Genomic DNA, 24,078 nt, shown 5'->3' on the forward strand with positions numbered 1-24,078 from the left:
GCGCCGACATGCGGCTCCTCAAGATCGTACCCGACAACACCAATATCGGCTTCGTCCGGGTCCGCGTCATCGCATTTGCGATCACCGCGCTGCTGACCGTCGCCGCGATCGGTCTGGTCGCGGCACGCGGACTCAACCTTGGCGTCGACTTTGTCGGCGGCGTTTCGATCGAAGAAAAGTTCACCTCGGCTCCGCCGCTCGACGAGCTGCGCGCAACGGTGAACGGGCTCGGCTATGGCGAAACGACGCTGCAGGAAATGGGCGGCAAGAACCTCGTTACCATCCGCCTGCCCGTGCCGAATTCGAGCGATCCGGCGGCGACCGATGCGATGGTCGAGCGCGTGAAGAGCGCCGTCGCGGCCAAGTTCCCCGGCGCGACCTTCTCCACCTATTCCACCGTCTCCGGCAAGGTTTCGGGCGAGCTGATCCGCAACGGCGTGCTCGCGGTGGTGCTGGCGATCGCCGGCATCGCGATCTTCTCCTGGCTGCGATACGAATGGCAGTTCGGCGTCTCCACCGCGGTCGCCATCGTGCACGACGTGCTGATGACGCTGGGCTTCTTCGCGCTGACCCGGATGGTGTTCGACCTGAACATCGTGGCCGCGGTGCTGACGATCATCGGCTATTCGATCAACGACAAGATGGTGATCGACGACCGCATCCGCGAGAATATGCGCAAGTACCGCAAGATGGGCATGAGCGAGTTGATCGACCTTTCGGTCAACGAGACGCTGCCGCGCACGGTGATGACCTCCGTCACGATCCTGCTGGCGCTGGGCGCGCTGCTGCTGTGGGGCGGGCATGTGCTGCGCGGCTTCACCGCAGCGATGATGCTGGGCATCATCGTCGGTACCTATTCGTCGGTCTATGTTTCGTCTTCGCTGCTGATCACGTTGGGGCTGAAGCCGGGCGCAAAGCCCGAAAAGGCGGACTCGATCGCCAGCAATGCCGAGCGGGTCGCGCCGCGCGAGCGGCCGTAATCGCGTGAAGATCGAACGGCGCAGCGCGGAAGGGCCGCTCGTCTCCGGCTTTTCCGGCGGCGGCTTTCGCGTCGACGAGAATGTCTATCACGGGCTGATCATCACGCCCGAGCGCGCCGATGGCTGGTCGCCTCCACCGATCGCGGAATTGACCGAGGCTGCGCTAGCCCCGGCCTTCGCGCTCAGCCCGCAGCCCGAATTCCTGCTGCTCGGCACCGGCGCGCGGCTGGTGCGCCCGCCGCTCCAGCTGGTGAAGGCGCTGGAAGCACGCGGCATCGGCGTGGAAGCAATGGACAGCCGCGCGGCGGCGCGGGCCTGGGGGGTGCTCCGCGCCGAGCTGCGCTGGGTGGCGGGCGCGCTCTACCCGCTCGTTTGAGCTTCCCGGCGCACCGCACCGGAATCCCGGCGAAAACCGAAATCCATTCGCCGCTCGGTTTCAGGATGACCTGAGGCGGCTCACCTCCAGTGGGTCCCGGCTTTCCGCCGGGACGACGATGGGAGGACTCACTCCGTTCTTCCAGGCGGTGTTGGTCCCTCTGCCCCGAACAGCGCCGGCAGCGTGCGTTCGAGCCGCGTCAGCGCTCTGTCCCACCGTTCCGGCCCTACCGGGCAACGAAGCCGGGCGAGCAGGTCGTCGTCCGCGTCGAGCGGATCGACGGCGTCGTTCAGCAGATATTGCGCGAACCAGCGGCGCGCCAGTTCCGGATCAGGACGTCGGGCAGTGCCAGCGGCGATATCCGCGAGAAACGGCGGCAACTCCGCATAGGCGTTGAGCCATGAGCCGCTGGCGAATTGCGAATGGCGATGAATCGGTACGCCGAAAAACGCGGCGAGCGCGAAGGTCTTCGAATCGCCGACGAGCATGCCATCGGCATGGCGCGCAATGGCGAGCGTGGCGGCCAGCGGCCCGATCGCCGGCGGCAGCAACACGGCATTGTCGCAATCGCCGATCGCTTCGATCAGCGGGCCGGCATCGACATGCGCATCGTTGAGCGGATGATTGGTGACGGCGAGAGTGAAACGATCGCCCAGTTGCGCGGAGACGTGGCGGACCAGAGCGGCGTTTGGGCGGGGACTAAGCCGGTGGGCGAGGAAGAAGTTGTCGTCCATCTCGCATTCCAGGGGCAGCAGCACCAGCGGGCGATCGGCGGGAATGCCGAGACGCGCGAACAGCGCCAGGCGTTCGTCCGGAGGCGGGGCAAGGCGCTGCTGCAGGCGATGCCATGCGGGCGCAAGCATCGCGTCGAGCCGCGCCTCCTCTGCGGGCGCGAGCGGCGCCAGCGCGCCATAATCGTGCGGACGATCGGCAAGCAGGATCCAGCGGGGCGGCGGGGCAAAAGGCTCGAATCGCCCCTCCATCAGCAGCCGGACGATGCCGGGGAAATGCCGTACGGTGTCGAAATCGGCGGTGCGGCAGAGGACAAAATCGGGCGCGAGATCGCGGACGAAGCCGATCAGTCCTTCGGCATCCTCGGGCACGGTGCGGGTGCTGGGATGGTCCGCGCCGTCCATGATGTACCAGCGCACCTCCGCCAGATCGGCGCAGCGGGCGAGTTCATCCGCGCCGATGCCGGTGCCGCGCCAGGGCGCAGGCGCGAGGATGTGCACCTCGTGACCACTCGCGACCCGGCGGATCAGCGGCTCGACGATGTGGACGAACCACCAGTTCGTCACCATCGGCAGGTAGAAGAGGACCCGCTGGCGCTGCTCGGGGTGCGGGAGGGGCGGCAAGGGAACTCCGTCGGCGGGGGAAGCTGTTTAGCTTATAGGCCGGACGGCGAGGGGCGGGCACCCGCCCGGCAAATTCCACCTCGCCGCGATCGGCCGGGCTGCTACCGCTTGTCCGCGGCGTCCGCGGCGTCCGCGGCGTCCGCGGCGCGTTCGGCGGCAGCCTGCGCGCGGCGGGCTTCGGCTTTCTTCTTCTTGCCCTGATCGTGGTGCCACTTGATGGCGAAGAACATGCCGGTGCCGAACACGGCGATTTTGAACGTGCCCAGCAGGATCGGAACCCAGATCATCCATGTTTCCTTATCTATCGGGTGCCGAACTCAGTCCCGCTTCGCCTGGTACTTCGCCCGGAAATCATTGGCGAAGGCGGTGAGCCGCTGTTCCTCGATCGCCGTGCGCAGGTCTGCCATCAGCGTCTGGTAGAACCACAGGTTGTGCTCGGTCATCAGCATCGCCCCCAGGATCTCGCCGGCGCGGACGAGGTGGTGGATATAGGCGCGGCTCCAGGTGGAGCACACCGGGCAGGCGCAGGCGGGATCGAGCGGGCCCTGGTCCTCGGCGAACTTCGCGTTGCGGATGTTGATCGGGCCGGTTCGCGTGAACGCCTGGCCGGTACGGCCCGAGCGGGTGGGCAGCACGCAATCGAACATGTCGATGCCGCGCTCGACCGCGCCGACGATGTCGTCCGGCTTGCCGACGCCCATCAGGTAACGGGGCTTGGCTTCGTCGAGCTGGCCGGGGGCATAGTCGAGCACGCCGAACATCGCCTCCTGGCCTTCGCCCACTGCGAGGCCGCCCACCGCATAACCGTCAAAGCCGATATCCTTCAGCGCATCGGCGCTGGCCTTGCGCAGGCCCTCGTCGAGCGCGCCCTGCTGGATGCCGAACAGCGCGGCGCGGGCGGCATGCTCCTCGCCCGAATCGAAGCCTGCGCGGCTGCGCCTGGCCCAGCGCATCGAGCGCTCCATCGCCTTGGCCTGCACGTCGCGGGTGGAGGTGGTCGGCACCAGCTCGTCGAACGCCATGACGATGTCCGATCCTAGCAGCCGCTGGATTTCCATCGAGCGCTCAGGGCTCATCATGTGGCGCGAGCCATCGAGGTGCGAGGCGAAGGCGACGCCTTCCTCGCTGCGCTTGGTGAGTTCGGACAGGCTCATCACCTGATAGCCGCCCGAATCGGTGAGGATCGGCCGATCCCAGCCCATGAACTTGTGCAGGCCCCCCAGCCGCGCGACGCGCTCGGCAGTGGGGCGCAGCATCAGGTGATAGGTGTTGCCGAGCAGGATGTCAGCGCCGGACGCGCGCACGTCCTGCGGCTTGACCGCCTTGACGGTGGCGGCGGTGCCGACCGGCATGAAGGCGGGGGTGCGGATCTCGCCGCGCTGCATCGCGATGGTGCCGCGACGCGCCTTGCCGTCGGTGGCGTGGATGGTGAACTGGAAACGAGGCATGCGCCGCTATTGGCGCGTTTGAGGCCCGAAGGGAAGGAGCGCGCGTGACCGAGCAGGACGAGGAATTGCGGGCGATGGCCACCCATCGCGGGCTGAAGCTGGTGAAGTCGCGGCGGCGGAAGCCGGGCGGGGACTTTGGTCTGTACGGGCTGAAGGATGCGAGCGGCGCGGAGGTGTTCGGCTTCGGTGACGGCGGTCTTGTCGCCGATGCGGAGGGGATCCGGGCGTATCTGCGCGGCGGGATGCGCAGCGACTGGAGCACCTCGGTCCAGACGACGCCGGGGCCGAAGCGGGCGCCCAAGCCGACGGCCAAGCCGGTACCGAAGCCGAAGCCGACGCCGCCGCCCAAGCCGCGCTTCAAGCCCGACGTAGCGAATCTGCTGCGCGACCTGCCCGAGGCGAAAGAGGAAGAGGCGTTCGACGATCTGCTCAAGCGGCCCGGCACTCGCATCGAGCGGATCGTCTCGCGCGGGCAGGCGACGGCCGAGGACACCCCGATGGTGCAGGCCTGGGACGAGTGGGTCATCCTGCTGGAAGGGGCGGCGGGCATTCGTATCGAGGACTCCGCCGAGGTTCGGCTGGCGCCCGGCGACCATCTGCTGATCGCCGCCGGCCAGAAACATTGGGTGACATGGACCGCGCGCGACCGTCCGAGCGTTTGGCTGGCCGTGCATCTGAACGAATAGGAGCAGGACGATGGCCGACCCGATCAATCCCGGGGATGACGCGGCACCGGGTACCCCCGGCACCGGCGAAGACGTCTGCCGCCGTTGCAACGGATCCGGGCAGATCGATGGCGGCGAATGCCCGATCTGCGGGGGGACGGGAACAGTGATCGAGGGGATTGGCGGGGGGTGACGCTTGTTATCCCCTCCCGCCAGCGGGAGGGGAATAGAAACTCACGGTAGCAGCAGCCCTGCCAGTGCCGCCGACATCAGGTTGGCAAGGCTGCCGGCGACCAGCGCCTTGAGCCCCAGCCGCGCGATCACCGGACGCTGGTTCGGCGCGAGGCTGCCGGTAGCGGCCATCTGGATCGCGATCGAGCTGAAATTGGCGAAGCCGCACAGCGCGAAGGTGATGATCGCCTTGCTGCGCGGCGCGAGATTGGTGGCGTTGCCGAGATCGATGAAGGCGACGAACTCGTTGAGCACCACCTTGGTGCCGAACAGGCCGCCAGCCGTCGTCGCCTCGTGCCACGGAATGCCGAGCAGCGCCATCACCGGCGCGAAGATCGCCCCGATGATCGACTGGAAGCTGAGCCCGGAATAGCCGAACCAACCGCCCGCCGCGGCGAGCAGGCCATTGGCCAGCGCGACCAGCGCGACGAAAGCGAGCACCATCGCGCCCACCGCGACCGCGATCTTCACGCCCGTCGAAGCGCCGGTGGCTGCCGCCATGATGATGTTGGCGGCGCGTTCCTCCTGAAAATCTTCCTCGGCAACGCGAATCACGTCGTCTTCGCCCGTCAGCGGCGCATCGGCGCGGCTGGGTTCGTCGGGCATGATGATCTTGGCCATCAGCAGCCCGCCCGGCGCCGCCATGAACGACGCAGCGAGCAAATAGGGCAGCGACGTCGGCCCCAGCAGGCTGGCATAGGCGGCGAGGATCGTGCCCGCGATACCGGCCATGCCGACGCTCATCACCGCAAACAGCTGCGACGGCGCGAGCTGCGCGAGATAAGGGCGAATCACCAGCGGCGACTCGCTCTGGCCGACGAAGATATTGGCGGCCGCACAGAGTGATTCGACCTTGCTGACCCCGGTGACCTTCTCAATCGCGCCGCCGATCCAGCGGACGACGAACTGCATGATGCCGAGATGGTAGAGAATCGACACCAGCGCGGCGAAGAACACGATCACCGGCAGCGCGGCGATGGCGAAGCTCTGGCCGCCAATCTCCGGCTTGGCGAGATTGCCGAACAGGAAGCTCGTGCCGGCGCTGGCATAGCCGAGCAGCGCGGAGACACCGCTGGCCATCGCGTGCAGCCCGCTCTGGCCCCAGCTGGTGCGCAGCACGAGGATGGCGGTGCCCGCCTGCAGCGCGAAGGCGGCGCCGACGACGCGCAGGCGGATCGCCCGGCGATTGCTGGAAAGCAGGAAGGCGATGCCCAAAATCGCCAGCACCCCGAAAATGCCGCTCGGGAATTGAGTCATTCTGAAGTCGTATGTCCCCACGCCGGCGGAATTCCTGCCAGCAAACCCGCCGACCATACACGTGGTGGCGCATCTTGCCAGAGGGTTACGCGCCGCCGCGCGGGACAGCGGCGCGCGACAGGGAGCGCACCGCGCCATCTTCCACCGCGCCGCCTTTGGCGCTAGCACCCGGCGATGGACACCCCCAAGCTCGCGATGCCGCGTTCGCTCTTCGTCTTTGCCATCCTGTATGGCGGCATGGTCTGCATGGCGGGCGTGCTGGGCGTGAAGCAGGTGGCACTGGGGCCGCTGGCGGTGGAAGCGGGCATCTTCGCCTTCCTGCTGCTGGTTGTGCTGTCGAGCGCGGTCGCCGAGCTGCACGGACAGGCCGTGGCCACCGGGCTGGTGCGGCTGGGCTTCATCCCGCTGCTCGTCTCCGCGGCGCTGATCCAGCTGGTGCTGGTATTGCCGACCGATCCCGGCATGTACCCGCCGGCCGTGGACGCCTTCCCGATCGTGGTGGGGCAGGGCATGCGGATGATGCTGGCGGGCTTCATCTCCTATGGCACGTCGCAGACGCTGAACGTGTTCATCTTCAACAAGCTGCGCGGCAAGGAAGGGCCGAGCGGCCTGGTGTGGTTCCGCGGGATGCTGGCGAGCGTGGTGTCGCAGATCGTGGATACGGTGCTGTTCATCAGCATCTCCTTCCTCGGCGAACGGCCGATCCTGGAGCTGATGGCCGGGCAGATGCTGACCAAGGTGGTGCTGTCGATCGTGCTGGTGCCGTTCCTGATCACCGGCGCGGTGGTATTGGGGCGCGCACTCGATGGACGTACGGCCTGAGCGGCTTTAAAGGGCCGCGCATGACCGACCACGCACCCCATCCGGCGCTGCTCGCCAAGGCCGAGACCCTCACCGAAGCGCTGCCCTATCTGCAGCGCTATGCCGGCGCCACCTTCGTCGTGAAATATGGCGGCCACGCCATGGGCGACCCTGAGCTGGCGCGCGACTTCGCCGAGGACGTGGTGTTGCTCAAGGCGGTGGGGATCAATCCGATCGTCGTGCATGGCGGCGGGCCGCAGATCGGCCGGATGCTCAAGCGGCTGGGCGTCGAATCGACCTTCGTCGGCGGCCTGCGCGTTACCGACAAGGCGACCGCCGAGATCGCCGAAATGGTGCTCGCGGGATCGATCAACAAGGAAATCGTCGCCTGGATCACCGCAGCCGGCGGCAAGGCCGTGGGCATTTCGGGCAAGGATGCCGGCCTGGTGCGCGCCGAGAAGGTGAAGCGCAGCGAGGCTGATCCGCTGCAGGGCATCGAGCGGCATGTCGATCTGGGCTTTGTCGGCGAGCCGGTGGCGGTGGACATCGCGATTCTCAAATCGCTTGCCGCATCGGGCTTCATCCCGGTGGTGGCGCCGATCGCGCTGGGTGCGGATGGCCACACCTACAACATCAACGCCGACACGATGGCCGGCGCGATCGCAGGCGCATGCGGCGCCAAGCGCTTCTTCCTGCTGACGGATGTGCCGGGGGTCCTCAGCAAGACGGGCGACCTCCTGACCGACCTGGATGCCGCGCGGGTACAGGCGCTGAAGGATGACGGCACGATTTCCGGGGGCATGATCCCCAAGGTGGAAACGTGCGTGAACGCAGTCGCCGCCGGCGTCGACGCGGCGGTGATCCTCGACGGACGCATCCCGCACGGTATGTTGCTCGAAATCTTTACCCGCCAGGGCGTAGGCACGCTCGTCCATAGCTGATTGTCCTGCGGACGATCGATCCTATATCGCTCCTGTAACGGTGCCCTGGAGAGAGAATTGACTCAGATTGGCCTGATGCTGCTGCAGATCGTGCAGGTAGTGCTGAACATCGTCTGGTGGATCATCGTGATCCAGGCGATCCTTTCGTGGCTGATCGCGTTCAACGTCATCAACACGCACAGCGATTTCGTTCGTTCGGTGTGGACGGCGCTGCAGCGGATGACGGAGCCGCTCTACCGCCCGATCCGTCGCATTCTGCCCGATTTCGGCGCGCTCGATATCTCGCCGTTGATCGTGCTGCTGATCCTGTACATCCTCCAGACGATCGTGATCCCGCGGATCGCGCTGATGGTCGCCGGCGCCGCGCTCTAAAGGGTGTGCGGTGCCTGCCTGGCGGCCTAGCGCCACAGGAATCGAGATCGCCGTGCGCGTGACGCCCCGGGCGTCGCGCGACGTGCTGGCGGCAGGGACCGACGACCATTTCACCGCCCGGCTCGCCGCCCCGCCGGTGGAGGGCGCCGCCAACGCAGCGCTGGTGCCGCTTGTTGCCAAGGCATTCGGGGTGGCAAAACGCGACGTGGTGCTGATCGCCGGCGAGACGTCGCGGTTGAAGCGGCTTTCCATCCGGGGAGACATGCCGGCTCTGGAACAGATCGCTCGCAGCCTCTATGGCGAGGCACATGACGGCTGAGATCATCGACGGCAAGGCGTTTGCCGCGGGCCTGCGCGCCCGCATCGCGGACCTGGTTCCTGCATTCGAAGCGGCGGCGGGGCGCGTGCCCGGCCTCGCCGTGGTGCTGGTTGGCGAGGATCCCGCGTCCGCCGTTTATGTGCGTTCCAAGGGCAAGCAGACGCGCGAGGCCGGTATGGCGAGCTTCGAGCATCGCCTGCCTGCCGATACGACGCAGGAGGCGCTGCTCGCGCTGGTCGATCAGCTCAACGCCGATGGTGCGGTGGACGGCATCCTCGTGCAGCTGCCGCTGCCCAGGCATATCGACGCGCAGGCGGTGCTGCAGCGAATCGATCCCGACAAGGATGTCGACGGGTTCCATCCCGTGAATGCCGGGCGACTGGCAACGGGCCTGGAGGGCTTTGTGCCTTGCACGCCGCTGGGCTGCCTGATGCTGCTCCAGGATCGGCTGGGCGATCTTTCCGGCCTGAACGCCGTGGTGATCGGCCGTTCGAACATCGTCGGCAAACCGATGGCGGCGCTGCTCACCCAGGCGAGCGCGACGGTGACGGTGGCGCATTCACGCACCCGCAACCTGCCACACCATCTGCTGCATGCCGACATCGTGGTGGCGGCGGTGGGAATCGCCCATTTCGTGAAGGGCGAATGGTTGAAGCCGGGCGCAACCGTGATCGACGTGGGCATCAACCGCACCGAAGACGGGCTTGTCGGCGATGTCGAATTTGATAGCGCGGCGAGCGTTGCGGGTGCGATTACCCCCGTGCCGGGTGGAGTGGGGCCGATGACAATCGCCTGCCTGCTGCGCAACACCCTCGTCGCCGCGCACCGCAATGCCGGGGTGCCGCTGGAGGCGGACGCGATCTGATGCTGCTTGCGCTGCTGCTTCAGGCCACCGCGCCGCAAACCGCGATCGATGTCGAACGCGCCTTCGATGCGGCGGCACAGGCAGAGGGGCAGTGGACCGCGTTCCGGCGCTATGCCGCGGCCGATGCGTGGATGTTCGTGCCGGAGCCGGTGAACGCCCAAGCCTGGCTGAAGGACCGCAAGGATCCGGCACAGTCGGTGCGCTGGTCGCCGACCCACAGCTATGTCGCCTGCGATGGCAGCCTGGCGGCGAACACCGGCGGCTGGACCCGACCGGACGGATCGGTGGGGTATTTCTCCACGCTCTGGCAGCGGCAGACCGACGGCGCCTGGAAGTGGACGCTCGATCATGGCGACGTGTTGCAAGCTGCGCGTCCCGCTGTCGCAAAGCCCGCGGTGCAGCGGGCGGCCTGCGGCGCCAAGCCGACAGAGATCGCGTTTGCGCCCTGTCCCTCCACCCGGAGGTGCCGTCAGGGGCGATCGGCCGATGGCACGCTGATATGGGATTGGAGCTTCGACGCCGATGGGCGCCAGCTGACCGTGATGCTGTGGACCGGCAAGGCGTTCGAAACGGTTCTCCAGGACGAGGTGCGTAGCGGCCGATGATCGAGCTGTTCGTCTCCTCGCTGGTCACCTTCTTCGTCATCATCGACCCGCCCGGCTGCGCGCCGATCTTTGCCGGGCTGACGGCCGGGACCAACGCGGTGCATCGCCGCGCAATGGCGGTACGCGCGGTGATGGTCGCGGCGATCATCCTGTTCGGCTTCGCCTTGTTCGGCGAGGCGCTGCTGCACGCGCTGGGGATCAGCCTCAACGCCTTCCGCATTGCCGGCGGCATCATGCTGTTCCTGATCGCGCTCGAGATGGTGTTCGAGAAGCGCACCGAACGCCGTGAAGATCGGGCGGAGAAGGTGAAGGCCGAGGACCCGGTCGACATTTCGATCTTCCCGATGGCGATGCCGATGATCGCGGGTCCGGGATCGATCGCGTCGGTGATGCTGCTGATGTCGCAGAGCAGGGGCATCCAGCAATCGCTGGTGGTGCTGGCCGCGATGCTGTCGATTCTGCTGCTGACGCTGGTGGCGCTGCTGGCGGCGGGGCCGATCATGCGCGTGGTGGGCGCCAAGATCGAAGCGGTCGTATCGCGGCTGCTGGGCGTGCTGCTGGCCGCGCTGGCGGTGCAGTTCGTGATCGACGGTATCCGATCGTCGCTCGCAGCGGGGTGAGCGGCATGCCCCGCCCGCAAGGGGAGGGGCGCAGCGCTTATCTGTCGTACCGGATCTTCCACAGCCGGTACGGCGAGCCGTCAGCCAGCGGCACCGGTTCGAGCCAGTCGGGCACCTGACCCTTGGCGAGCTGGGCGTAGAAGCCCACCGGGTTGCGGGCGCGGTACACCGTGGTTTCCGACATGTTGGGGCAGAGCAGCAGATAGCCGGCCTTGTGCCGAGCAGCGATGGCGCGGAAGGCGTCGGCGCGGCCCGTGAAGGCATGATGCACATCGAGGATCGCGGTGCCATTGCGATGATAAGGCCCCGCGACGGCGTTGTGATGCGTGACGACGATCAGCCGCGGCCCGAGATCGACCTGGGTGAACATCGTCGCAGCCGGAATGGCGTTCAGCGTCCGCAGCTGCGAAGTGCGGGTGCAGGCGATATTGGCCTGACGCACCCGGTCGCTGCCCGGCTTGCCCGCGCTCTTGTTCGCCCAAGGCATCTTCACGCCGCTCGCCAGCGCGCCGACGATGGCGAAGGCCAGGACGGCAACGCCGATGCGCAGCCACAATGGGCCGCGACGGGCGAGCCATGGGACGGCAAGCCAGATCATCGCGGTGATACCCGGCACCGCCAGCAGCTGCGCGCCCGGCGCCGCGCGCAGCTGCCACAGCAGCATGGCGGCAGCGAAGGCGGTGAACAGCATGATTGCGGCCCAGCCGGTGAGGCGCGGGCTCCGCCGTGCGTTCCACACCGCCAGCATCGCGCCGATCAGCCCGAGGCCGGCAACGACGGCGATGGGGATCGCGGTATCGCGCGGGTGGCGGTAGATCGGCCGCGCCTCACGCACATTCGACAGCCAGGTCGTATAGAGTTCGTCAGACACTTGCTCGGGGCGGCCGAGGCATTGCGGGAAGAAGTGCACGAACCCCGCAACGATGATGCCGCCGGCCAGGGCTGCCAGCGCCAGCCGCAGCCAGCGCGATCCCGGGTTGGCCAAGGTGAGGGCGACCAGCAGCGCTCCGGCCGCCACCAGCACGCTCAGCCACACCGGCGTCAGCGCATCGCAGCGCATCGCCTGATTCGCGTTGGAAGCGAACAGCACGAAGCCGATCGCCGAGCCGCCGCCAAGAGTGAGGCCATAGACCATCAGTCGCCGGCGATCGCCTGCATCCCACACCCAGCGCAGTCCGAGGATCGCACCGGCCATCGCGCAGAAGGGCAGGAGTTCGAGCCCGATCGACAGCGAGAAGGCGCTCGCCAGCCCAACCACCGCGCCGCCGCGCGCGGGCTTGGGATCGGCAAGACCCGCGACCGTCATTGCCAGCGCGGCGAGTTGCCAGCCATGATGATCGATCCGCATCGGTGCGTACATCGGCAGCGTCGCGCCGCAGGCGAACAGCAGCAGCGCCAGCGCGATCGGCCAGGCGAGCGGCGCGACGAGACGGCGGACGGTGAGCGAGATGCCCGCCATCGTGATCGACAGCGGCAGCAGCGGGGCAATGCCGCACGCCCATTTTTCTGCCGTCGCCATGCCGACGAACGGCTTGAGCAGCAGGATCAGGCCCGCGATCGGCAGATCGACGACGCGCGACCAGTGGATGTCGAACCCGCCCAGCGCCGGATCCATCCGATACTGGCGCAGATCATACCAGCCCTGGCCGGCGAGCAGCGCACGCACCTGCATCAGCCGCATATTGTCGTCGGTATCGCTCAGGGTGAGCCAATAGATGTTGCCTTGGCGCTGGACGAGGAACCAGGTGACCGTGCAGGCCCAGACGAGCAGCGTCCAGCCGAGCCAGTGGCGATCCAGTTCGTGTCGAACGCGGAAACCGCGAAAGGGGGTGGCCGTCAAAATCGCTTTCCTCGAATGCTGGTGCGCATTAGGGCGGGGCAGGGTCCAAGGGCAAGCGAGTGTGACGGCGGTTTTGCAGAGAGTGGAGGCGTTGCGCGCCAGCGGGGTGCTGGGGCAACTGATACGCTTCGTCATCGTCGGCGGGCTTTCCACCGTGGTGTATGCCGCGGTTTATTGGCCGCTTGCCACTTATGTGATTTGGCCGGTGCTTGCCTCGGTGGCGGGATTTCTGGTCGCTGTGGTGTTCGGCTATGTCTTTCACAGCCGCTGGAGCTTTCAGGGGCATGGCGCCGAAGAAAATGCGGCGCTGAAGTTCAAGTTTTTCGCGGTGCAATCGGCGGGCATGGTGATGAATGCCGGTTTCACCTGGTTGCTGACCGGTCCGCTCGTGCACGGGCCGACCTGGTGGCCGCTGGTGCCGGCGGTGCTGGTGACGCCGTTCGCAACGTTCGCACTCAATCGCTGGTGGGTTTTCGGCTGACATGGACCGCATCGTTTACGACCGCATGGCGGCGCATGATTCCACCCATTGGTGGTACCGCGCCCGTCGCGACATTCTGGCGGACTATCTGGCCCGCTACGGCGCGGTGCCCAAGGGCGCGAAGATCCTCGAGATCGGGTGCGGCACCGGGCACAACCTGCCGATGCTCGGCGCGTTCGGGGAAGTGGATGCGATCGAGATCGATCCCGCCGCGCGAGCGATCGCGAGCGAGCGCCTGGGCAAGCCCGTCGGCGCATCGCCGCTACCGGAACTCACCGGGGTGCAACCCGCCAGCTATGATCTCGTCGCGGTGCTCGACGTCGTCGAGCATATCGAAGACGACGTTGCGGCGCTCCAGGCGATGGCGCGAGTGCTCAAGCCCGGTGGCAAGATCCTGATCACCGTCCCCGCGCATCAGTGGATGTGGAGCGCGCATGACGTGGTGAACCACCACAAGCGACGCTATTCGAAGGCGACGCTGCTCGCCGCACTCGAAAAGGCGGGGCTGACGTGGCGCAAGCTGCGCTGGTTCAACTCGCTGCTGTTCCCGGTAGCGGTGGCGGCGCGCTTCGCCGGCAAGCTGATGGGCAAGGACGACAGCGACGACTCGCCGCCGCCCGCGCCGCTCAACAAGGCGTTCGAGCTGGTGTTCGGGCTGGAGCGGCATCTGCTCGGCCGGCTGCCGATGCCGCCGGGGCTTTCGATCATCGTGCTGGCCGAGCCGAAGGGCTGAGGAAGCGCCGCGCTCTTCCCCCCTCCCGCTAGCGAGAGGAGGGATGCGTTTCACTCCGCCGCGTCGTTGTGCCTTGCTTGCGGGGATACGCTGATCGTCCCCGAATCCTGCTGTCGATAGCCGAGCGACGCATGCGCCTGCACCGGCCCTGCCACGTCGGCGATCAGGTAGAGCGGCCGCCGCTTCGATTCCACATATAGCCGGCCCAGATATTCGCCGATCATCCCCAGCACGAACATCTGCACCGCGCCGAGCACTACCACGACCAGCATCGTGGAGGTCCAGCCCTGAACCGCGCGGCCGAGCAGCCAGGCGACGAGGATGTAGAGCACCAGCAGCACCGAGGCCGCGGTCAGCAGCAGGCCGACATGGCTCGCGAAGCGCAAGGGCGCCGTGGAAAAACCGGTGATCGCGTCGAGCGCGAAACGGATCATCTTGCCGAGCGGGTACTTGGTCTCTCCGGCATGCCGCTCGTGCCGGTCATAGACGAACGGCACCTGGCGGAAGCCGATCCAGGCGACCATGCCGCGGATGAAGCGCGCCTGTTCGGGCAGCGACAGCAGCGCATCGAGCGCGCGCCGGCTCATCAGGCGGAAGTCGCCGGTGTCGAGCGGGATCGGCGTGTCGGTGATGCGATCGAGCATCCGGTAGAACACCGCCGCGGTCGCTTTCTTGAACAAGCTTTCGCCCTCGCGCTTGCGGCGCACCGCATAGACGACGTCGGCACCCTGCGCGGCCATCGTGGCGCGCATGTCGGTCAGCAGCTCGGGCGGATCCTGAAGGTCCGCGTCGATGATCAGAATCTGCTCGCCGGCGCACAGGTCCAGACCCGCGGTGAGCGCGAGCTGGTGGCCGTGGTTGCGCGAGAGGTTGATGGCGACGAGATGCGGATCGGCGGCGGACAGGCGCTGCATCACCTCCCAGCTGCGGTCGCGCGAGCCGTCGTTGACGAAGACGATCTCATAGGATTCGCCCACCGCAGTACGCGCGGCCGCGCTGACGCGGGCGTGGAGCATGTCGAGGCATGCTTCCTCGTTATAGCAGGGGACGACGACGGAAAGCTGAGGGCGGTTCATGATCGAGGCTCTGTAGCGCTGCCGAAGGATGACGTCGAGCGGGCCGGTTCGGCGATACGGCTCGCCAATACGGAGATCGTTACGCTGGGGGTTTGACGGCCATCTCTTTGCAGCTATAGCAACTGCGAATCAGTTGCAGTATCAAAAGAGGGAAGCGCCGTGATCCACTCCATCGTCCGCCTCGCCGGGGCGGCGAGCTTGTTCGCCTATCTGTCCACGCCCGCCGTTGCGCAAACCAACGTGTCGCAGCAGCCCCCTGCCGCCACCGGTGAGACAGCGAAGCCGAACGCCGAGACGATCACCGTCACCGCCACCAGGCTCGCCACAGATACCCAGAAGGTGCCGGCGACCGTCACCGTCATAACCGACGAGAAAATGGCGGATCAGCTGGTCAACGACATCAAGGATCTGGTGCGGTTCGAACCGGGAGTCAGCGTACCCCGACAGCCGGCGCGGTTCGGCGCGGCATCGGGAACTACGGGGCGCGCGGGCAATGAAGGCTTCATCGTGCGCGGCATTGGCGGCAATCGCGTGTTGATCCAGGTGGACGGCGTCCGCGTGCCGGACGGCTTCACCTTCGGCGCGCAGAGCGTGGGGCGCGGCGATTATGTGGACCTGGGCCTCGTCAAATCGGTGGAGATCCTGCGCGGGCCCGCCTCGGCGCTGTATGGCAGCGATGGTCTGGCTGGTGCGATCAGCTTCGTCACCGCCGACCCTGCCGACTTCCTTGAGGGGGGCAAGACGATCGGCGGGCTGGTGCGCGCAGGCTATCAATCCGCCGATCAGGAATGGAGCGAAACGGGCATTCTGGCAGGTCGCACCGGCGACTGGTCGGCAATGGTTGCCTATACGCGGCGTGATTTTGCCGAGCTGGACAACAAGGGAGTGATCGGCGGCAGCGGGGCCGCGCGCACCCAACCCAATCCGCAGGACGGCGAATCGAACGCGCTACTCGGCCGCATCGTCTTCGAGCCCGGCAATGGTCACAAGCTGCGCCTGACCGGCGAATATCTGGACAACAATCTCGACACCAATGTGCTGACCAGTGTGAGCAGCACCGTCACCGGGACCACGGCGAACGACAAGACGAAGCGCAAGCGCGCGGCGTTCGACTGGACGTGGAGCGGGCAAGGCGCGATCCAGAGCACGCGATTGAGCCTGTATTGGCAGAAATCGGAAGACAGCCAGTTTTCCGCCGAGGACCGAACCGTGCTGGCGGATCGCACGCGGCTGAACACGTTCGACAATCGCGTGTTCGGTGCATCGGGCGAAATCGTGCTGGCTTATGAAACGGGCGCGCTCCGTCACCGGCTGATCTTCGGCGCCGATGCCAGCAGGACCCGCCAGGAAGGAATTCGCGACGGCACCGTGCCGCCGGCCGGGGAAACCTATCCCACCCGCGCTTTTCCCAGCACCGACTTCACGCTGGCCGGCATGTTCGTATCGGATGAGATCGCGGTTGGGCCGGTGACGCTGTTCCCGGCGCTGCGGTTCGATCACTATGCGCTGGATCCGCAGAATGACCCGCTATTGCCTGCCTTCCAGGAAGCGCGGCAGAGCGGATCGCGGGTGTCGCCCAAGGTCGGTGCAACGCTGGCGCTGGGCCGGGGATTCAGCCTTTTCGGCAACTACGCCCAGGGCTTCAAGGCGCCCGAACCGAGCCAGGTGAACCAGTTCTTCCAGAACCTCGCCTTCGGCTATCGTTCGGAGCCCAATCCGGGGCTGCGTCCGGAAACCAGCAGAAGCGTGGAAGGCGGCATCCGCTTCGGCGGGGGCGGCGTGCGCGCGCAGCTGACCGCGTTTCACGCCGATTACGACAATTTCATCTCGCAGGAAGTGGTGGGCGGCGCCTTCACTCCGGCCAATCCCGCCGTCTACCAGTTCATCAACCTGGACGAGGCGCGGGTGAAGGGCATCGAGGGCAAGCTGGATGCGACACTGGGCCGGGGCTTCACCGCCAATCTCGCATTCGCCTATGGCGACGGCCAGGTGATCCGCGATGGCGTGTGGCGCTCGCTTTCCACGGTCGATCCCACCAAGGTGGTCGGCGGAATCGGCTATCGCGCTCCGGACGGGCAGTTCGGCGGCCAACTGATCGTCACGCATAGCGCGCGCAAGAAGGACAGCAGCACCAACGGCGTATGCACCGGCGCCTGCTATCGTCCCCCTGCGTTCACCATCGTCGATGCCACCGCCTTTTTCCGCGTGACCGACGGGCTGACGCTGCGCGCCGGCGTCTTCAACCTGTTCGACCTGAAGTATGCTTGGTGGAACGATGTGCGCGGGCTGGCCGCCACCTCGACGATCACCGACGCCTTCACTCAGCCGGGACGCAACGGCAGCGTCTCGATCAGCTATCGCTTCTGACAGATCGGGGAAAGAGCATGAAGATTCAGCGCATTGGCCTTTTGGCTTTGGGGCTGCTGGCGATGCTGCCGGCGCTGCCGGCAGCCGCGGACGGGCCGGTCCGGCCACGCAGCGCGGCCGAGGAGCAGGCGTCGTTCGAAGCCGATCGGCGCGACATTCTGGGCATGGCGGGCGCTTACAAGGTCCGCTTCGACATGCAGGAGGCGACCGCCTGGCGTGCCGACTACACGCCGATCGAAGCCAAGGTTTCGGGCGGCCACGAAGTGGTGCGGGTGATCGAGGACAGCGGTCGCAAGATCGTGCTGCAGCACCTGTTGGTGGTGGAGCATGACGGCAAGAGCCATGTCATCAAGCACTGGCGGCAGGACTGGGAATATGAACCGGCCCGCGTGCTCGTCTATGCCGGGCCCAACGAATGGAAATGGGAGGCCGTAGCCGAGGCGATGCGCCGCGGTCGCTGGTCGCAGACCGTATACCAGGTGGACGACAGCCCGCGCTATGGCGGCTGGGGGCAGTGGACGACCGAGGGCGGCGTGCGCCGCTGGCGCTCCAACTGGACGTGGCGGCCCCTTGCCCGTCGTGATGCGGTGCGCGGGCCGGTCTATGACCGCTATCTGGGCATCAATCGTCATCAGCCGACGCCGAGCGGCTGGGTCCATTGGCAGGACAATACCAAGATGGGCCTGTTCGACGGCAAGCTGCAGCCAGTCGTCCAGGAATATGTGCTGAACAGCTATACCCGCTTCGACGGCTATGACGTGAAGGCAGCCGACGCCTATTGGGCGGCGACCAAGGGCTATTGGGCGGCGATCCGCGCAGAGTGGGATCGGATCGCCAACGCCAAGAACGGCATTCGCATCACCGAAGCGGCCGAGGCGGGCACGGTGATCGCCAGCCGGCTGCTGACGATCGCCGATGAGATCCAGGCCGGCAAGACCAGCGAGGCTGCGGGCATCGCGTTGGCCAAGAAGCTCATGGATCAGGCGACGAAAGCCGCCTGATCCGGCGCGCGGGACGGGGAAGTCGAAGGCCACCGTCCCGCGCGCGAACTTCTCGATCCGCTCCCCGATGGCGTAAGGTGGCCCGGCGGTTACACCATCGCCTTGGCGCGTTCCTCCACCAGGCGTTCGAACATGGTGAGCGGCATCGCGCCGAGGCGGATCACCTCGTGAAACTGCTGCAGGTTGAACTTGTCGCCGGCAATCGCCTGCGCCTTGGCGCGGGCGCGGGTCCAGGAAATGTGGCCGAGCTTGTAGCTGCATGCCTGGCCCGGCTGGGTGCAGTAGCGCTCCACTTCGCGCTGCGAGCGGGCGCGGGGGAAGCCGGTAGTTGCCACCAGATAGTCGGTTGCCTGATCGCGGCTCCACTTCTTGGTGTGGATGCCGGTATCAACCACCAGGCGCGCCGCCCGGAACAGGAAGGACTGGAGATAGCCGGCGCGCTCCAGCGGCCCGTGATAGGCACCCAGCTCGTCTGCCAGCTGTTCGGCATAGAGCGCCCAGCCTTCGGTATAGGCGCCGAAAAAGCCCATCTTGCGGATCAGCGGCCCTTCGGCGGACTGGGCGGTGCTGATCTGCAGATGGTGACCCGGCAGCCCTTCGTGGAAGGTCAGCGCCGGCAGCGAGTATTTCGGCCAGTCGGCCACGCTCTTCAGGTTGATCCAGTAGATTGCAGGGCGCGACCCATCGAGCGCGGCGCGGCTGTAATAGCCGTTGGACGCGCCGTCCTGGATCTCGACAGGCACGGCGCGGATTTCGAGCGGCGCCTTGTTGGGATTGAGGAACGCCTTGGGCAGCAGCGTAGCAACGTCCTCCACGCCCTTGTTCAGGCTGGCGAGCAGCGCGGCGCGGCCTTCCGGCGTATCGGCATAGAGCTGATCGGCGCGGGCGTTCAGCGCCGTCAGTCGCTCGCCGACACTGCCGCTGCGCAGCCCCTGCTGCTTGAGCAGCGCATCGAGCGTCGCGGTGATTTCGGCCACCTGCTCCAGGCCCATCTTATGGACCTGATCGGGGGTGAAATCGGTGGTCGTCGCCTGCGCCAGCGCCGCGGCATAGATTTCCTGGCCGCGCGGCACATCCCACAAGCCGGCCGAGGGGCGACCCTTGGCGTTGAGATCGCGCATGAGCGCCATCTGGCGATCGAGCGCGGGATAGATTTTCTGCTCGACGATGGACGCGGCGCGCGCCTGCCAGTCGCCGGCAAGGCCCTTGTCGCGCGTGCGGCGGACGATCGATTCGGTCAGCGTGTTCGCCGCCGGTGCGGGGCTGCGCAGCTTGGCCATCTGCGCAAGCGTCAGTTCCAGGCAGAAGCGCGGGGCGACCAAGCCGCGGCCTGCGGCCTCCTTCTGATCGGCCGTATCCTGGTCCAGCGAGCCCGCAAAGGCGTTCAGCCGATCCAGATAGGCTTCGGCGTCGTCCTGGGTGACGATGGTGTGGCTGGTGTTCAGGAAATCGGGCGTCGAGAAATAGGCGCCGCCCTGCTGGAAGATCGGGAAGGGGCGGATCACCGAATCAACCTGGAACTGGTCCTGCGGCAGGGTGGCGTTGTGCAGCGAATAGAGCACGACCTCGCGGTCCAGCCGGGCGCCCTCGGACAGGCTGTCCGGGGCAAAGCTCTCGATCTTGGTGATGGCGGCCTTGGTATCGGCCAGATTGCGCGCCTTGGCCGCCGGGCTGGTGTCGCTCAGTTGATGCTTCAGCGCGGCATTGGGCCCCTTGTCGAACCCTAGCGAGGTGGCGAATTCCGGCGAGCGCTGAATACGCGCCATCACGATCTGGTTGTAGACGGCGTTGATTTCGGCATCGCGGGTGCCGGCCACCGCCGCGCGCGCGGCGGCGGGCAACAGCGCCGCCAAGGTGGCGACGCTCGACGATCCGAGAAACTGGCGACGATCCATGCTGATGCTTTCCCCCCTTTGCAGATTGAGAGGGAGCCTAAGCGCCTATAATTGCGGGGACAAGGCCCGGGCTTCGAGGCGGATCAGGCGCGCTCCGCCCAGCTCACCGCATCCGCCGCGCGCAGCGCCGCCAGCAGCTTCATCAGATGCGCGGCGTTCCGCACTTCCAAGTCGATCGTGTTGGTGTGGAAGGTGGTGTCGCGGTTGTCGAGGCGCAGGCCGAGGATGTTCGCCTTGTGCTGGCCGATCAGCGTCGCGACGGTGCCCAGCGCACCAGGTTCGTTCTTCAGCGTCACCGCGATTTCCGCCACCCCGCCGTCGGCTTTGTCGCCCCAGGTGAGATCCACCCAGTCGGCCTCTTCCACTTCGGCCAGGCTGGGGCAATCGATGCGGTGTACCACGATCGGCTGATCGGGATGGCGCACGCCGACGATGCGATCGCCCGGCACCGGCCGGCAATCCTCCGCGAAGGTGAAGGCGACGCCGGGGGTAAGGCCCTTGATATCGATGGCGTGCTGCTGCGGCGGCAGATCATGGTCGTCGCCCGAGGAAGAGCCGGGCATCAGCGCTTCCATCACCTGCCCGTCGGTCAACGAGCGCCGGGCGATCGCCTCCATCAGCGAGGCATCGTCCGGCAGCTTGAGCCGCTTCAGCGCATCGCCCAGCGCTCCATCGCCCGGCGGGACGGGCAGGCGGGCGAGAATGTCCTCATAGAGCTTGCGGCCGAGCCGGATCGTCTCGTCCCGCTCCTTCTGGCGCAGATGCCGGCGGATCGCCGCGCGCGCCTTGCCGGTGATGGCGAAGTTCAGCCAGTTGGGCTGCGGCTCCTGCGCCTTGGAACGCAGGATCTGCACCTGATCGCCCTGCTCGATCTCGGTCCGCAGCGGCACCACCCGGCCGTTGATCTTGGCGCCGACCGACTGGTCTCCGAGATCGGTGTGGACGGCATAGGCGAAATCAACCGGCGTCGCCCCTTTGGGCAGCTGGATCAGCTCGCCCTTCGGCGTGAAGGCGAAGATGCGATCCTGGTACATCGCCATTCGGGTGTGCTCGAGCAGCTCCTCGGGGCTTTCGGCATGCTCCAGGATCTCGATCAGGTCGCGGATCCAGCTCACCTGCGTGTCAGGCCGCACCGCGCTCTGCTTATAGGCCCAGTGCGCCGCCAGGCCGAATTCGGCCTGGGCGTGCATGTCGCGCGTGCGGATCTGGATTTCCACGCGGGTATCGGCGGCATGGATGATCGTGGTGTGCAGCGAGCGATAGCCGTTGCGTTTCGGCGTGGAGATGTAATCCTTGAACCGCCCCGGCACCATCGGCCAGCGCCGGTGGATCACGCCCAGCGCGCGATAGCATTCCTCCTCGGTATCGACGATCGCGCGAAAGGCCATGATATCCGACAGCTGCTCCAGGCTGACATGGCGTTCGGACATCTTCTTCCAGATGGAGAAGGGGTGCTTCTCACGGCCCGAAACCTCCGCTTCGATGCCGCCGCGCGCCAGCAGCTGCCGCAACCCGCCCGAAATGCTCTCGATGCGGTTCACGCCTTCGACGCGGAAACGCTCGAGCCGGCGGGTGATCGATTCGAAGGCTTCCGGCTCCAGCTCGCGAAAGGCGAGCGTCTGCATCTCCTTCATGAACTCGTACATGCCGATCCGCTCGGCGAGCGGGGCATAGATGTCCATCGTCTCGCGCGCGATGCGGCGGCGCTTTTCCTCCTTCTTGATGAAGTGGAGCGTGCGCATGTTGTGCAGCCGATCGGCCAGCTTCACCAAGAGCACGCGGATGTCGTCGGACATCGCGAGCAGGAACTTGCGCAGATTTTCGGCCGCGCGCTCGCTTTCGGTCTGCGCTTCGATCTTGGAGAGCTTGGTGACGCCGTCCACCATCCGCGCGACGTTGGGGCCGAACAGGCGCCGGATCTCCTCCGGCGTGGCCACCGTATCCTCGATCGTGTCGTGCAGAATCGCCGTCGCGATCGTCTCCGCATCGAGATGCAGGTCGGTCAGGATGCCGGCTACTTCGATCGGATGGCTGAAATAGGGGTCGCCGGAGGCGCGCTTCTGCGTGCCATGGGCGTTCACCGAGAAGACATAGGCGCGGTTGAGCAACGCCTCATCGGCCTGGGGGTCATAGGATAGGACCCGGTCTACAAGTTCATACTGACGCAGCACATCTCTAGATGAAGGCGCGCGTGGCAGATTTGCAACCCGTTTGAGCGCCAAAATCCTACCATTGCGCTCGGGTGTTGCACTTTGCCAACGCGATCGGCCCGGAAAGCACAAGCAATGCCGTGCTTTGCCGCGTCACCCCGCCGGTTTCGCTTGGCTGGATTATGCGATAGAGTAGTCGAATGGAGTATGCCGTTCCCCTCCCGCCCTGCACGCTGCCGCCCACCTGCAGCCTGCCGGCCGCGCTGGAGGCGGTGGGCGAGCGCTGGTCGTTCCTGATCCTGCGCGGCGCGTTCAACGGCATCCGCCATTTCGAGGAATTTCATTCCGGTCTGGGGATTGCGCGCAATATCCTCGCCAACCGGCTGGCTCGGCTGGTCGAGCACGGCATTCTGGTGCGCGAGCCCTGCGACGACGATCGGCGCAAGGTGGAATATCGCCTGACCGAAAAGGGCCATGCGCTGCTGCCGACGATGATCGCGCTGCGCCAATGGGGCGAGCGCTGGGAAACCGGCGTGCCCGCCTCGCCGATCCTGGTCGATGCGCGCGACCGCCAGCCGATCGCGCCGGTGACGGTGCAGGCGCATGACGGGCGCGTGCTCGGTCGCGGCGACCTGGTATGGGCGTTGCCCGAGGAGATATCGCCCGCGCTCGCCGCCGAATAGCGTGCGGTCGCCGCTCAGTCCGGGGCGATTTGTCGTTCCACCAGGTCAGCCATCCGCTGCTGGTCCTTAAGCGACGGATGATAGTCGCACGCGGTGAGCTCCAGGGTTGGAACCTCGACCACGCGTGCACCGGTTTCGCTCGCAACCGCGCGAACATCCGCGACGAAGCTCGCCGCGCCCATCAGCAGGATCTTCGCCTGCGGCTGCTGGGCTTTCAGTGCCCGCACAAAGGCGATGTAGCTGGCGCGATACGCCGCCCGCAGCGCCGCCTCGTCCTTCCATGCCTCGCCGGGGTGGAGCGGGGTGGAGAAATCGTTGGTGCCCAGGTTGATGACGATATGCTGTGGGCGCCACGCCGCGTCCTGCGCCGCCGCCGCCGGGGCCCCAGGAAGCGCGCGCGGATAGAGCAGGGGCAGGTTTTCACCCGGCTTGCCGCCATTATAGTTGCGCACCATGCCTTCACCCGAAAAGGCGATGACGCGATAATCGGCGTCGAGTTTCCTCGCCAGCAGCGGCCCGAAGGCAAGTTGCGTGTTGGTGCTATCGTGCACCATCGTGCCGGGACAGCTCCGGACCGTCGCGGTGTCGCCATAGCCGACGCTGTGCGAATCGCCGATAAACTCGATCTGCCGACTACGCGGTGCGGGCGGCAGGGGAGTGCCGTCGGTGAAGATGCCGACCATGCGGCTGCCGCCGCTCTGGCTTTCGGTTCGCTTCTCGACGCGCACGACATGCGGGCCATCCGCCAGCCCGGCGAAGTGCAGCCGGGCAAGACCCGGCCGCGTCAAGATCGCCCGCTCCACGCCGTCGACGAGGATGCCGAGATGATCCTCGCCTGCCTCGACCGCGACGGTGACGGAGGTGCCGCGGAAACGCCCCTCGAAATAGACGCCTGGCCAGCCGAACCGGCCATCGGTCGTCACCCGTCCGCCGCTATGCAGCGGTACGGCGGTTTCAGCGGGCGCGAGCAGCAGGGCCGCGGCGAGGACAGGCTTCAACATGCCTCGCGTCTAGCTT

The 24,078-nt window shown here is 66.6% G+C and carries 25 protein-coding genes; 16 read left to right on the forward strand and 9 right to left on the reverse strand.

Going from position 1 to position 24,078, the window contains the following annotated elements; genetic code table 11:
* The first annotated feature begins 8 nt into the window (after positions 1-8).
* Both secF and ACNFJ7_RS15610 read left to right on the forward strand, forming a co-directional pair.
* On the forward strand, positions 9-980 hold the full coding sequence (gene secF, locus ACNFJ7_RS15605) for a protein translocase subunit SecF (RefSeq protein WP_019370754.1): 972 nt from the start codon (positions 9-11) through the stop codon (positions 978-980).
* A 4-nt stretch (positions 981-984) separates the two neighbouring features.
* On the forward strand, positions 985-1,356 hold the full coding sequence (locus ACNFJ7_RS15610; protein WP_026009346.1) for an Mth938-like domain-containing protein: 372 nt from the start codon (positions 985-987) through the stop codon (positions 1,354-1,356).
* Positions 1,357-1,484: 128 nt separating this feature from the next.
* Here the strand turns inward: ACNFJ7_RS15610 and ACNFJ7_RS15615 are convergent, their stop codons facing one another.
* The 3 genes from ACNFJ7_RS15615 to tgt form a co-directional block, all read right to left on the reverse strand.
* Positions 1,485-2,711 carry a hypothetical protein gene (locus ACNFJ7_RS15615; protein ID WP_019370756.1) on the reverse strand — a complete coding sequence of 409 codons (1,227 nt, stop codon included), beginning with the start codon at positions 2,709-2,711 and terminating at the stop codon, positions 1,485-1,487.
* Between the two features lie 101 nt (positions 2,712-2,812).
* Positions 2,813-2,998 carry a hypothetical protein gene (locus ACNFJ7_RS15620; RefSeq protein ID WP_019370757.1) on the reverse strand — a complete coding sequence of 62 codons (186 nt, stop codon included), beginning with the start codon at positions 2,996-2,998 and terminating at the stop codon, positions 2,813-2,815.
* Positions 2,999-3,028: 30 nt separating this feature from the next.
* A complete protein-coding gene (gene tgt, locus ACNFJ7_RS15625) occupies positions 3,029-4,159 on the reverse strand; it encodes a tRNA guanosine(34) transglycosylase Tgt (protein WP_019370758.1) in 1,131 nt (376 codons plus the stop codon).
* Positions 4,160-4,203: 44 nt separating this feature from the next.
* On the opposite strand from tgt, the gene ACNFJ7_RS15630 reads away from it, so the two are divergent.
* Entirely contained in the window at positions 4,204-4,845 is a 642-nt protein-coding gene (locus ACNFJ7_RS15630) for a cupin domain-containing protein (protein ID WP_019370759.1), read from the forward strand.
* Positions 4,846-4,855: 10 nt separating this feature from the next.
* Complete coding sequence (locus tag ACNFJ7_RS15635; RefSeq protein ID WP_162839588.1) at positions 4,856-5,017, forward strand: hypothetical protein; 162 nt, start codon at positions 4,856-4,858, stop codon at positions 5,015-5,017.
* Between the two features lie 41 nt (positions 5,018-5,058).
* Here the strand turns inward: ACNFJ7_RS15635 and ACNFJ7_RS15640 are convergent, their stop codons facing one another.
* Entirely contained in the window at positions 5,059-6,312 is a 1,254-nt protein-coding gene (locus tag ACNFJ7_RS15640) for a NupC/NupG family nucleoside CNT transporter (protein ID WP_019370760.1), read from the reverse strand.
* 174 nt (positions 6,313-6,486) lie between these two features.
* Between ACNFJ7_RS15640 and ACNFJ7_RS15645 the strand changes: the two genes are divergently transcribed.
* From ACNFJ7_RS15645 to ACNFJ7_RS15675, 7 genes are all read left to right on the forward strand, one after another.
* Positions 6,487-7,134 carry a queuosine precursor transporter gene (locus tag ACNFJ7_RS15645; protein ID WP_019370761.1) on the forward strand — a complete coding sequence of 216 codons (648 nt, stop codon included), beginning with the start codon at positions 6,487-6,489 and terminating at the stop codon, positions 7,132-7,134.
* Positions 7,135-7,154: 20 nt separating this feature from the next.
* A complete protein-coding gene (gene argB, locus ACNFJ7_RS15650; RefSeq protein WP_019370762.1) occupies positions 7,155-8,054 on the forward strand; it encodes an acetylglutamate kinase in 900 nt (299 codons plus the stop codon).
* Between the two features lie 75 nt (positions 8,055-8,129).
* On the forward strand, positions 8,130-8,426 hold the full coding sequence (locus ACNFJ7_RS15655) for a YggT family protein (RefSeq protein WP_019370763.1): 297 nt from the start codon (positions 8,130-8,132) through the stop codon (positions 8,424-8,426).
* A 52-nt stretch (positions 8,427-8,478) separates the two neighbouring features.
* Positions 8,479-8,745 (forward strand): DUF167 domain-containing protein, encoded by a 267-nt coding sequence (locus ACNFJ7_RS15660; protein ID WP_019370764.1) that lies wholly within the window; start codon positions 8,479-8,481, stop codon positions 8,743-8,745.
* Positions 8,735-9,610, forward strand: coding sequence for a bifunctional methylenetetrahydrofolate dehydrogenase/methenyltetrahydrofolate cyclohydrolase FolD (folD, locus tag ACNFJ7_RS15665; protein ID WP_019370765.1), 876 nt, complete (start codon positions 8,735-8,737; stop codon positions 9,608-9,610). Before ACNFJ7_RS15660 ends, folD begins: the two co-directional genes overlap by 11 nt.
* Complete coding sequence (locus tag ACNFJ7_RS15670) at positions 9,610-10,215, forward strand: hypothetical protein (RefSeq protein WP_019370766.1); 606 nt, start codon at positions 9,610-9,612, stop codon at positions 10,213-10,215. Before folD ends, ACNFJ7_RS15670 begins: the two co-directional genes overlap by 1 nt.
* Positions 10,212-10,835 carry a MarC family protein gene (locus ACNFJ7_RS15675; RefSeq protein WP_019370767.1) on the forward strand — a complete coding sequence of 208 codons (624 nt, stop codon included), beginning with the start codon at positions 10,212-10,214 and terminating at the stop codon, positions 10,833-10,835. The genes ACNFJ7_RS15670 and ACNFJ7_RS15675 overlap by 4 nt, the downstream gene beginning before the upstream one ends.
* 37 nt (positions 10,836-10,872) lie before the next feature.
* Here ACNFJ7_RS15675 and ACNFJ7_RS15680 read toward each other — a convergent pair whose 3' ends face one another.
* Positions 10,873-12,675: a hypothetical protein gene (locus ACNFJ7_RS15680; RefSeq protein WP_019370768.1), complete on the reverse strand. Its 1,803-nt coding sequence runs from the start codon at positions 12,673-12,675 to the stop codon at positions 10,873-10,875.
* Positions 12,676-12,736: 61 nt separating this feature from the next.
* Between ACNFJ7_RS15680 and ACNFJ7_RS15685 the strand changes: the two genes are divergently transcribed.
* The gene (locus tag ACNFJ7_RS15685; RefSeq protein WP_236704372.1) at positions 12,737-13,156 is read left to right on the forward strand and encodes a GtrA family protein; all 420 of its coding nucleotides are present in this window, start codon (positions 12,737-12,739) and stop codon (positions 13,154-13,156) included.
* 1 nt (position 13,157) lies between these two features.
* On the forward strand, positions 13,158-13,889 hold the full coding sequence (locus ACNFJ7_RS15690) for a class I SAM-dependent methyltransferase (protein ID WP_019370770.1): 732 nt from the start codon (positions 13,158-13,160) through the stop codon (positions 13,887-13,889).
* 50 nt (positions 13,890-13,939) lie between these two features.
* Here the strand turns inward: ACNFJ7_RS15690 and ACNFJ7_RS15695 are convergent, their stop codons facing one another.
* Positions 13,940-14,965: a glycosyltransferase family 2 protein gene (locus ACNFJ7_RS15695; protein ID WP_019370771.1), complete on the reverse strand. Its 1,026-nt coding sequence runs from the start codon at positions 14,963-14,965 to the stop codon at positions 13,940-13,942.
* A 159-nt stretch (positions 14,966-15,124) separates the two neighbouring features.
* Between ACNFJ7_RS15695 and ACNFJ7_RS15700 the strand changes: the two genes are divergently transcribed.
* Together ACNFJ7_RS15700 and ACNFJ7_RS15705 are read left to right on the forward strand one after the other, a co-directional pair.
* Positions 15,125-17,332, forward strand: coding sequence for a TonB-dependent hemoglobin/transferrin/lactoferrin family receptor (locus tag ACNFJ7_RS15700; RefSeq protein ID WP_019370772.1), 2,208 nt, complete (start codon positions 15,125-15,127; stop codon positions 17,330-17,332).
* A gap of 17 nt (positions 17,333-17,349) precedes the next feature.
* Complete coding sequence (locus ACNFJ7_RS15705; RefSeq protein ID WP_019370773.1) at positions 17,350-18,333, forward strand: DUF6607 family protein; 984 nt, start codon at positions 17,350-17,352, stop codon at positions 18,331-18,333.
* 89 nt (positions 18,334-18,422) lie between these two features.
* On the opposite strand, the gene ACNFJ7_RS15710 is transcribed toward ACNFJ7_RS15705, so the two are convergent.
* Together ACNFJ7_RS15710 and ACNFJ7_RS15715 are read right to left on the reverse strand one after the other, a co-directional pair.
* Complete coding sequence (locus ACNFJ7_RS15710) at positions 18,423-20,228, reverse strand: DUF885 domain-containing protein (RefSeq protein WP_019370774.1); 1,806 nt, start codon at positions 20,226-20,228, stop codon at positions 18,423-18,425.
* Between the two features lie 83 nt (positions 20,229-20,311).
* Complete coding sequence (locus ACNFJ7_RS15715; protein ID WP_019370775.1) at positions 20,312-22,399, reverse strand: RelA/SpoT family protein; 2,088 nt, start codon at positions 22,397-22,399, stop codon at positions 20,312-20,314.
* A gap of 179 nt (positions 22,400-22,578) precedes the next feature.
* Between ACNFJ7_RS15715 and ACNFJ7_RS15720 the strand changes: the two genes are divergently transcribed.
* Positions 22,579-23,061, forward strand: a complete 483-nt coding sequence (locus ACNFJ7_RS15720; RefSeq protein ID WP_019370776.1) for a winged helix-turn-helix transcriptional regulator — start codon at positions 22,579-22,581, stop codon at positions 23,059-23,061.
* Positions 23,062-23,075: 14 nt separating this feature from the next.
* Here ACNFJ7_RS15720 and ACNFJ7_RS15725 read toward each other — a convergent pair whose 3' ends face one another.
* Positions 23,076-24,062, reverse strand: coding sequence for an SGNH/GDSL hydrolase family protein (locus tag ACNFJ7_RS15725; protein WP_019370777.1), 987 nt, complete (start codon positions 24,060-24,062; stop codon positions 23,076-23,078).
* Between the last annotated feature and the right edge of the window lie 16 nt (positions 24,063-24,078).

It is taken from the genome of Sphingomonas sp. HT-1, from assembly GCF_048568905.1.
Taxonomy (GTDB): Bacteria; Pseudomonadota; Alphaproteobacteria; order Sphingomonadales; family Sphingomonadaceae; genus Sphingomonas.

Coding starts and splice junctions, on each gene's coding strand:
- ACNFJ7_RS15690 (WP_019370770.1), top strand. CDS start 13,158: ATGGACCGCATCGTTTACGACCGCATGGCGGCGCATGATTCCACCCAT.
- ACNFJ7_RS15725 (WP_019370777.1), bottom strand. CDS start 24,062: ATGTTGAAGCCTGTCCTCGCCGCGGCCCTGCTGCTCGCGCCCGCTGAA.
- ACNFJ7_RS15635 (WP_162839588.1), top strand. CDS start 4,856: ATGGCCGACCCGATCAATCCCGGGGATGACGCGGCACCGGGTACCCCC.
- tgt (WP_019370758.1), bottom strand. CDS start 4,159: ATGCCTCGTTTCCAGTTCACCATCCACGCCACCGACGGCAAGGCGCGT.
- ACNFJ7_RS15670 (WP_019370766.1), top strand. CDS start 9,610: ATGCTGCTTGCGCTGCTGCTTCAGGCCACCGCGCCGCAAACCGCGATC.
- argB (WP_019370762.1), top strand. CDS start 7,155: ATGACCGACCACGCACCCCATCCGGCGCTGCTCGCCAAGGCCGAGACC.
- ACNFJ7_RS15710 (WP_019370774.1), bottom strand. CDS start 20,228: ATGGATCGTCGCCAGTTTCTCGGATCGTCGAGCGTCGCCACCTTGGCG.
- ACNFJ7_RS15640 (WP_019370760.1), bottom strand. CDS start 6,312: ATGACTCAATTCCCGAGCGGCATTTTCGGGGTGCTGGCGATTTTGGGC.
- ACNFJ7_RS15720 (WP_019370776.1), top strand. CDS start 22,579: ATGGAGTATGCCGTTCCCCTCCCGCCCTGCACGCTGCCGCCCACCTGC.
- ACNFJ7_RS15655 (WP_019370763.1), top strand. CDS start 8,130: ATGCTGCTGCAGATCGTGCAGGTAGTGCTGAACATCGTCTGGTGGATC.
- ACNFJ7_RS15675 (WP_019370767.1), top strand. CDS start 10,212: ATGATCGAGCTGTTCGTCTCCTCGCTGGTCACCTTCTTCGTCATCATC.
- ACNFJ7_RS15695 (WP_019370771.1), bottom strand. CDS start 14,965: ATGAACCGCCCTCAGCTTTCCGTCGTCGTCCCCTGCTATAACGAGGAA.
- secF (WP_019370754.1), top strand. CDS start 9: ATGCGGCTCCTCAAGATCGTACCCGACAACACCAATATCGGCTTCGTC.
- ACNFJ7_RS15645 (WP_019370761.1), top strand. CDS start 6,487: ATGGACACCCCCAAGCTCGCGATGCCGCGTTCGCTCTTCGTCTTTGCC.
- ACNFJ7_RS15705 (WP_019370773.1), top strand. CDS start 17,350: ATGAAGATTCAGCGCATTGGCCTTTTGGCTTTGGGGCTGCTGGCGATG.
- folD (WP_019370765.1), top strand. CDS start 8,735: ATGACGGCTGAGATCATCGACGGCAAGGCGTTTGCCGCGGGCCTGCGC.
- ACNFJ7_RS15620 (WP_019370757.1), bottom strand. CDS start 2,998: ATGATCTGGGTTCCGATCCTGCTGGGCACGTTCAAAATCGCCGTGTTC.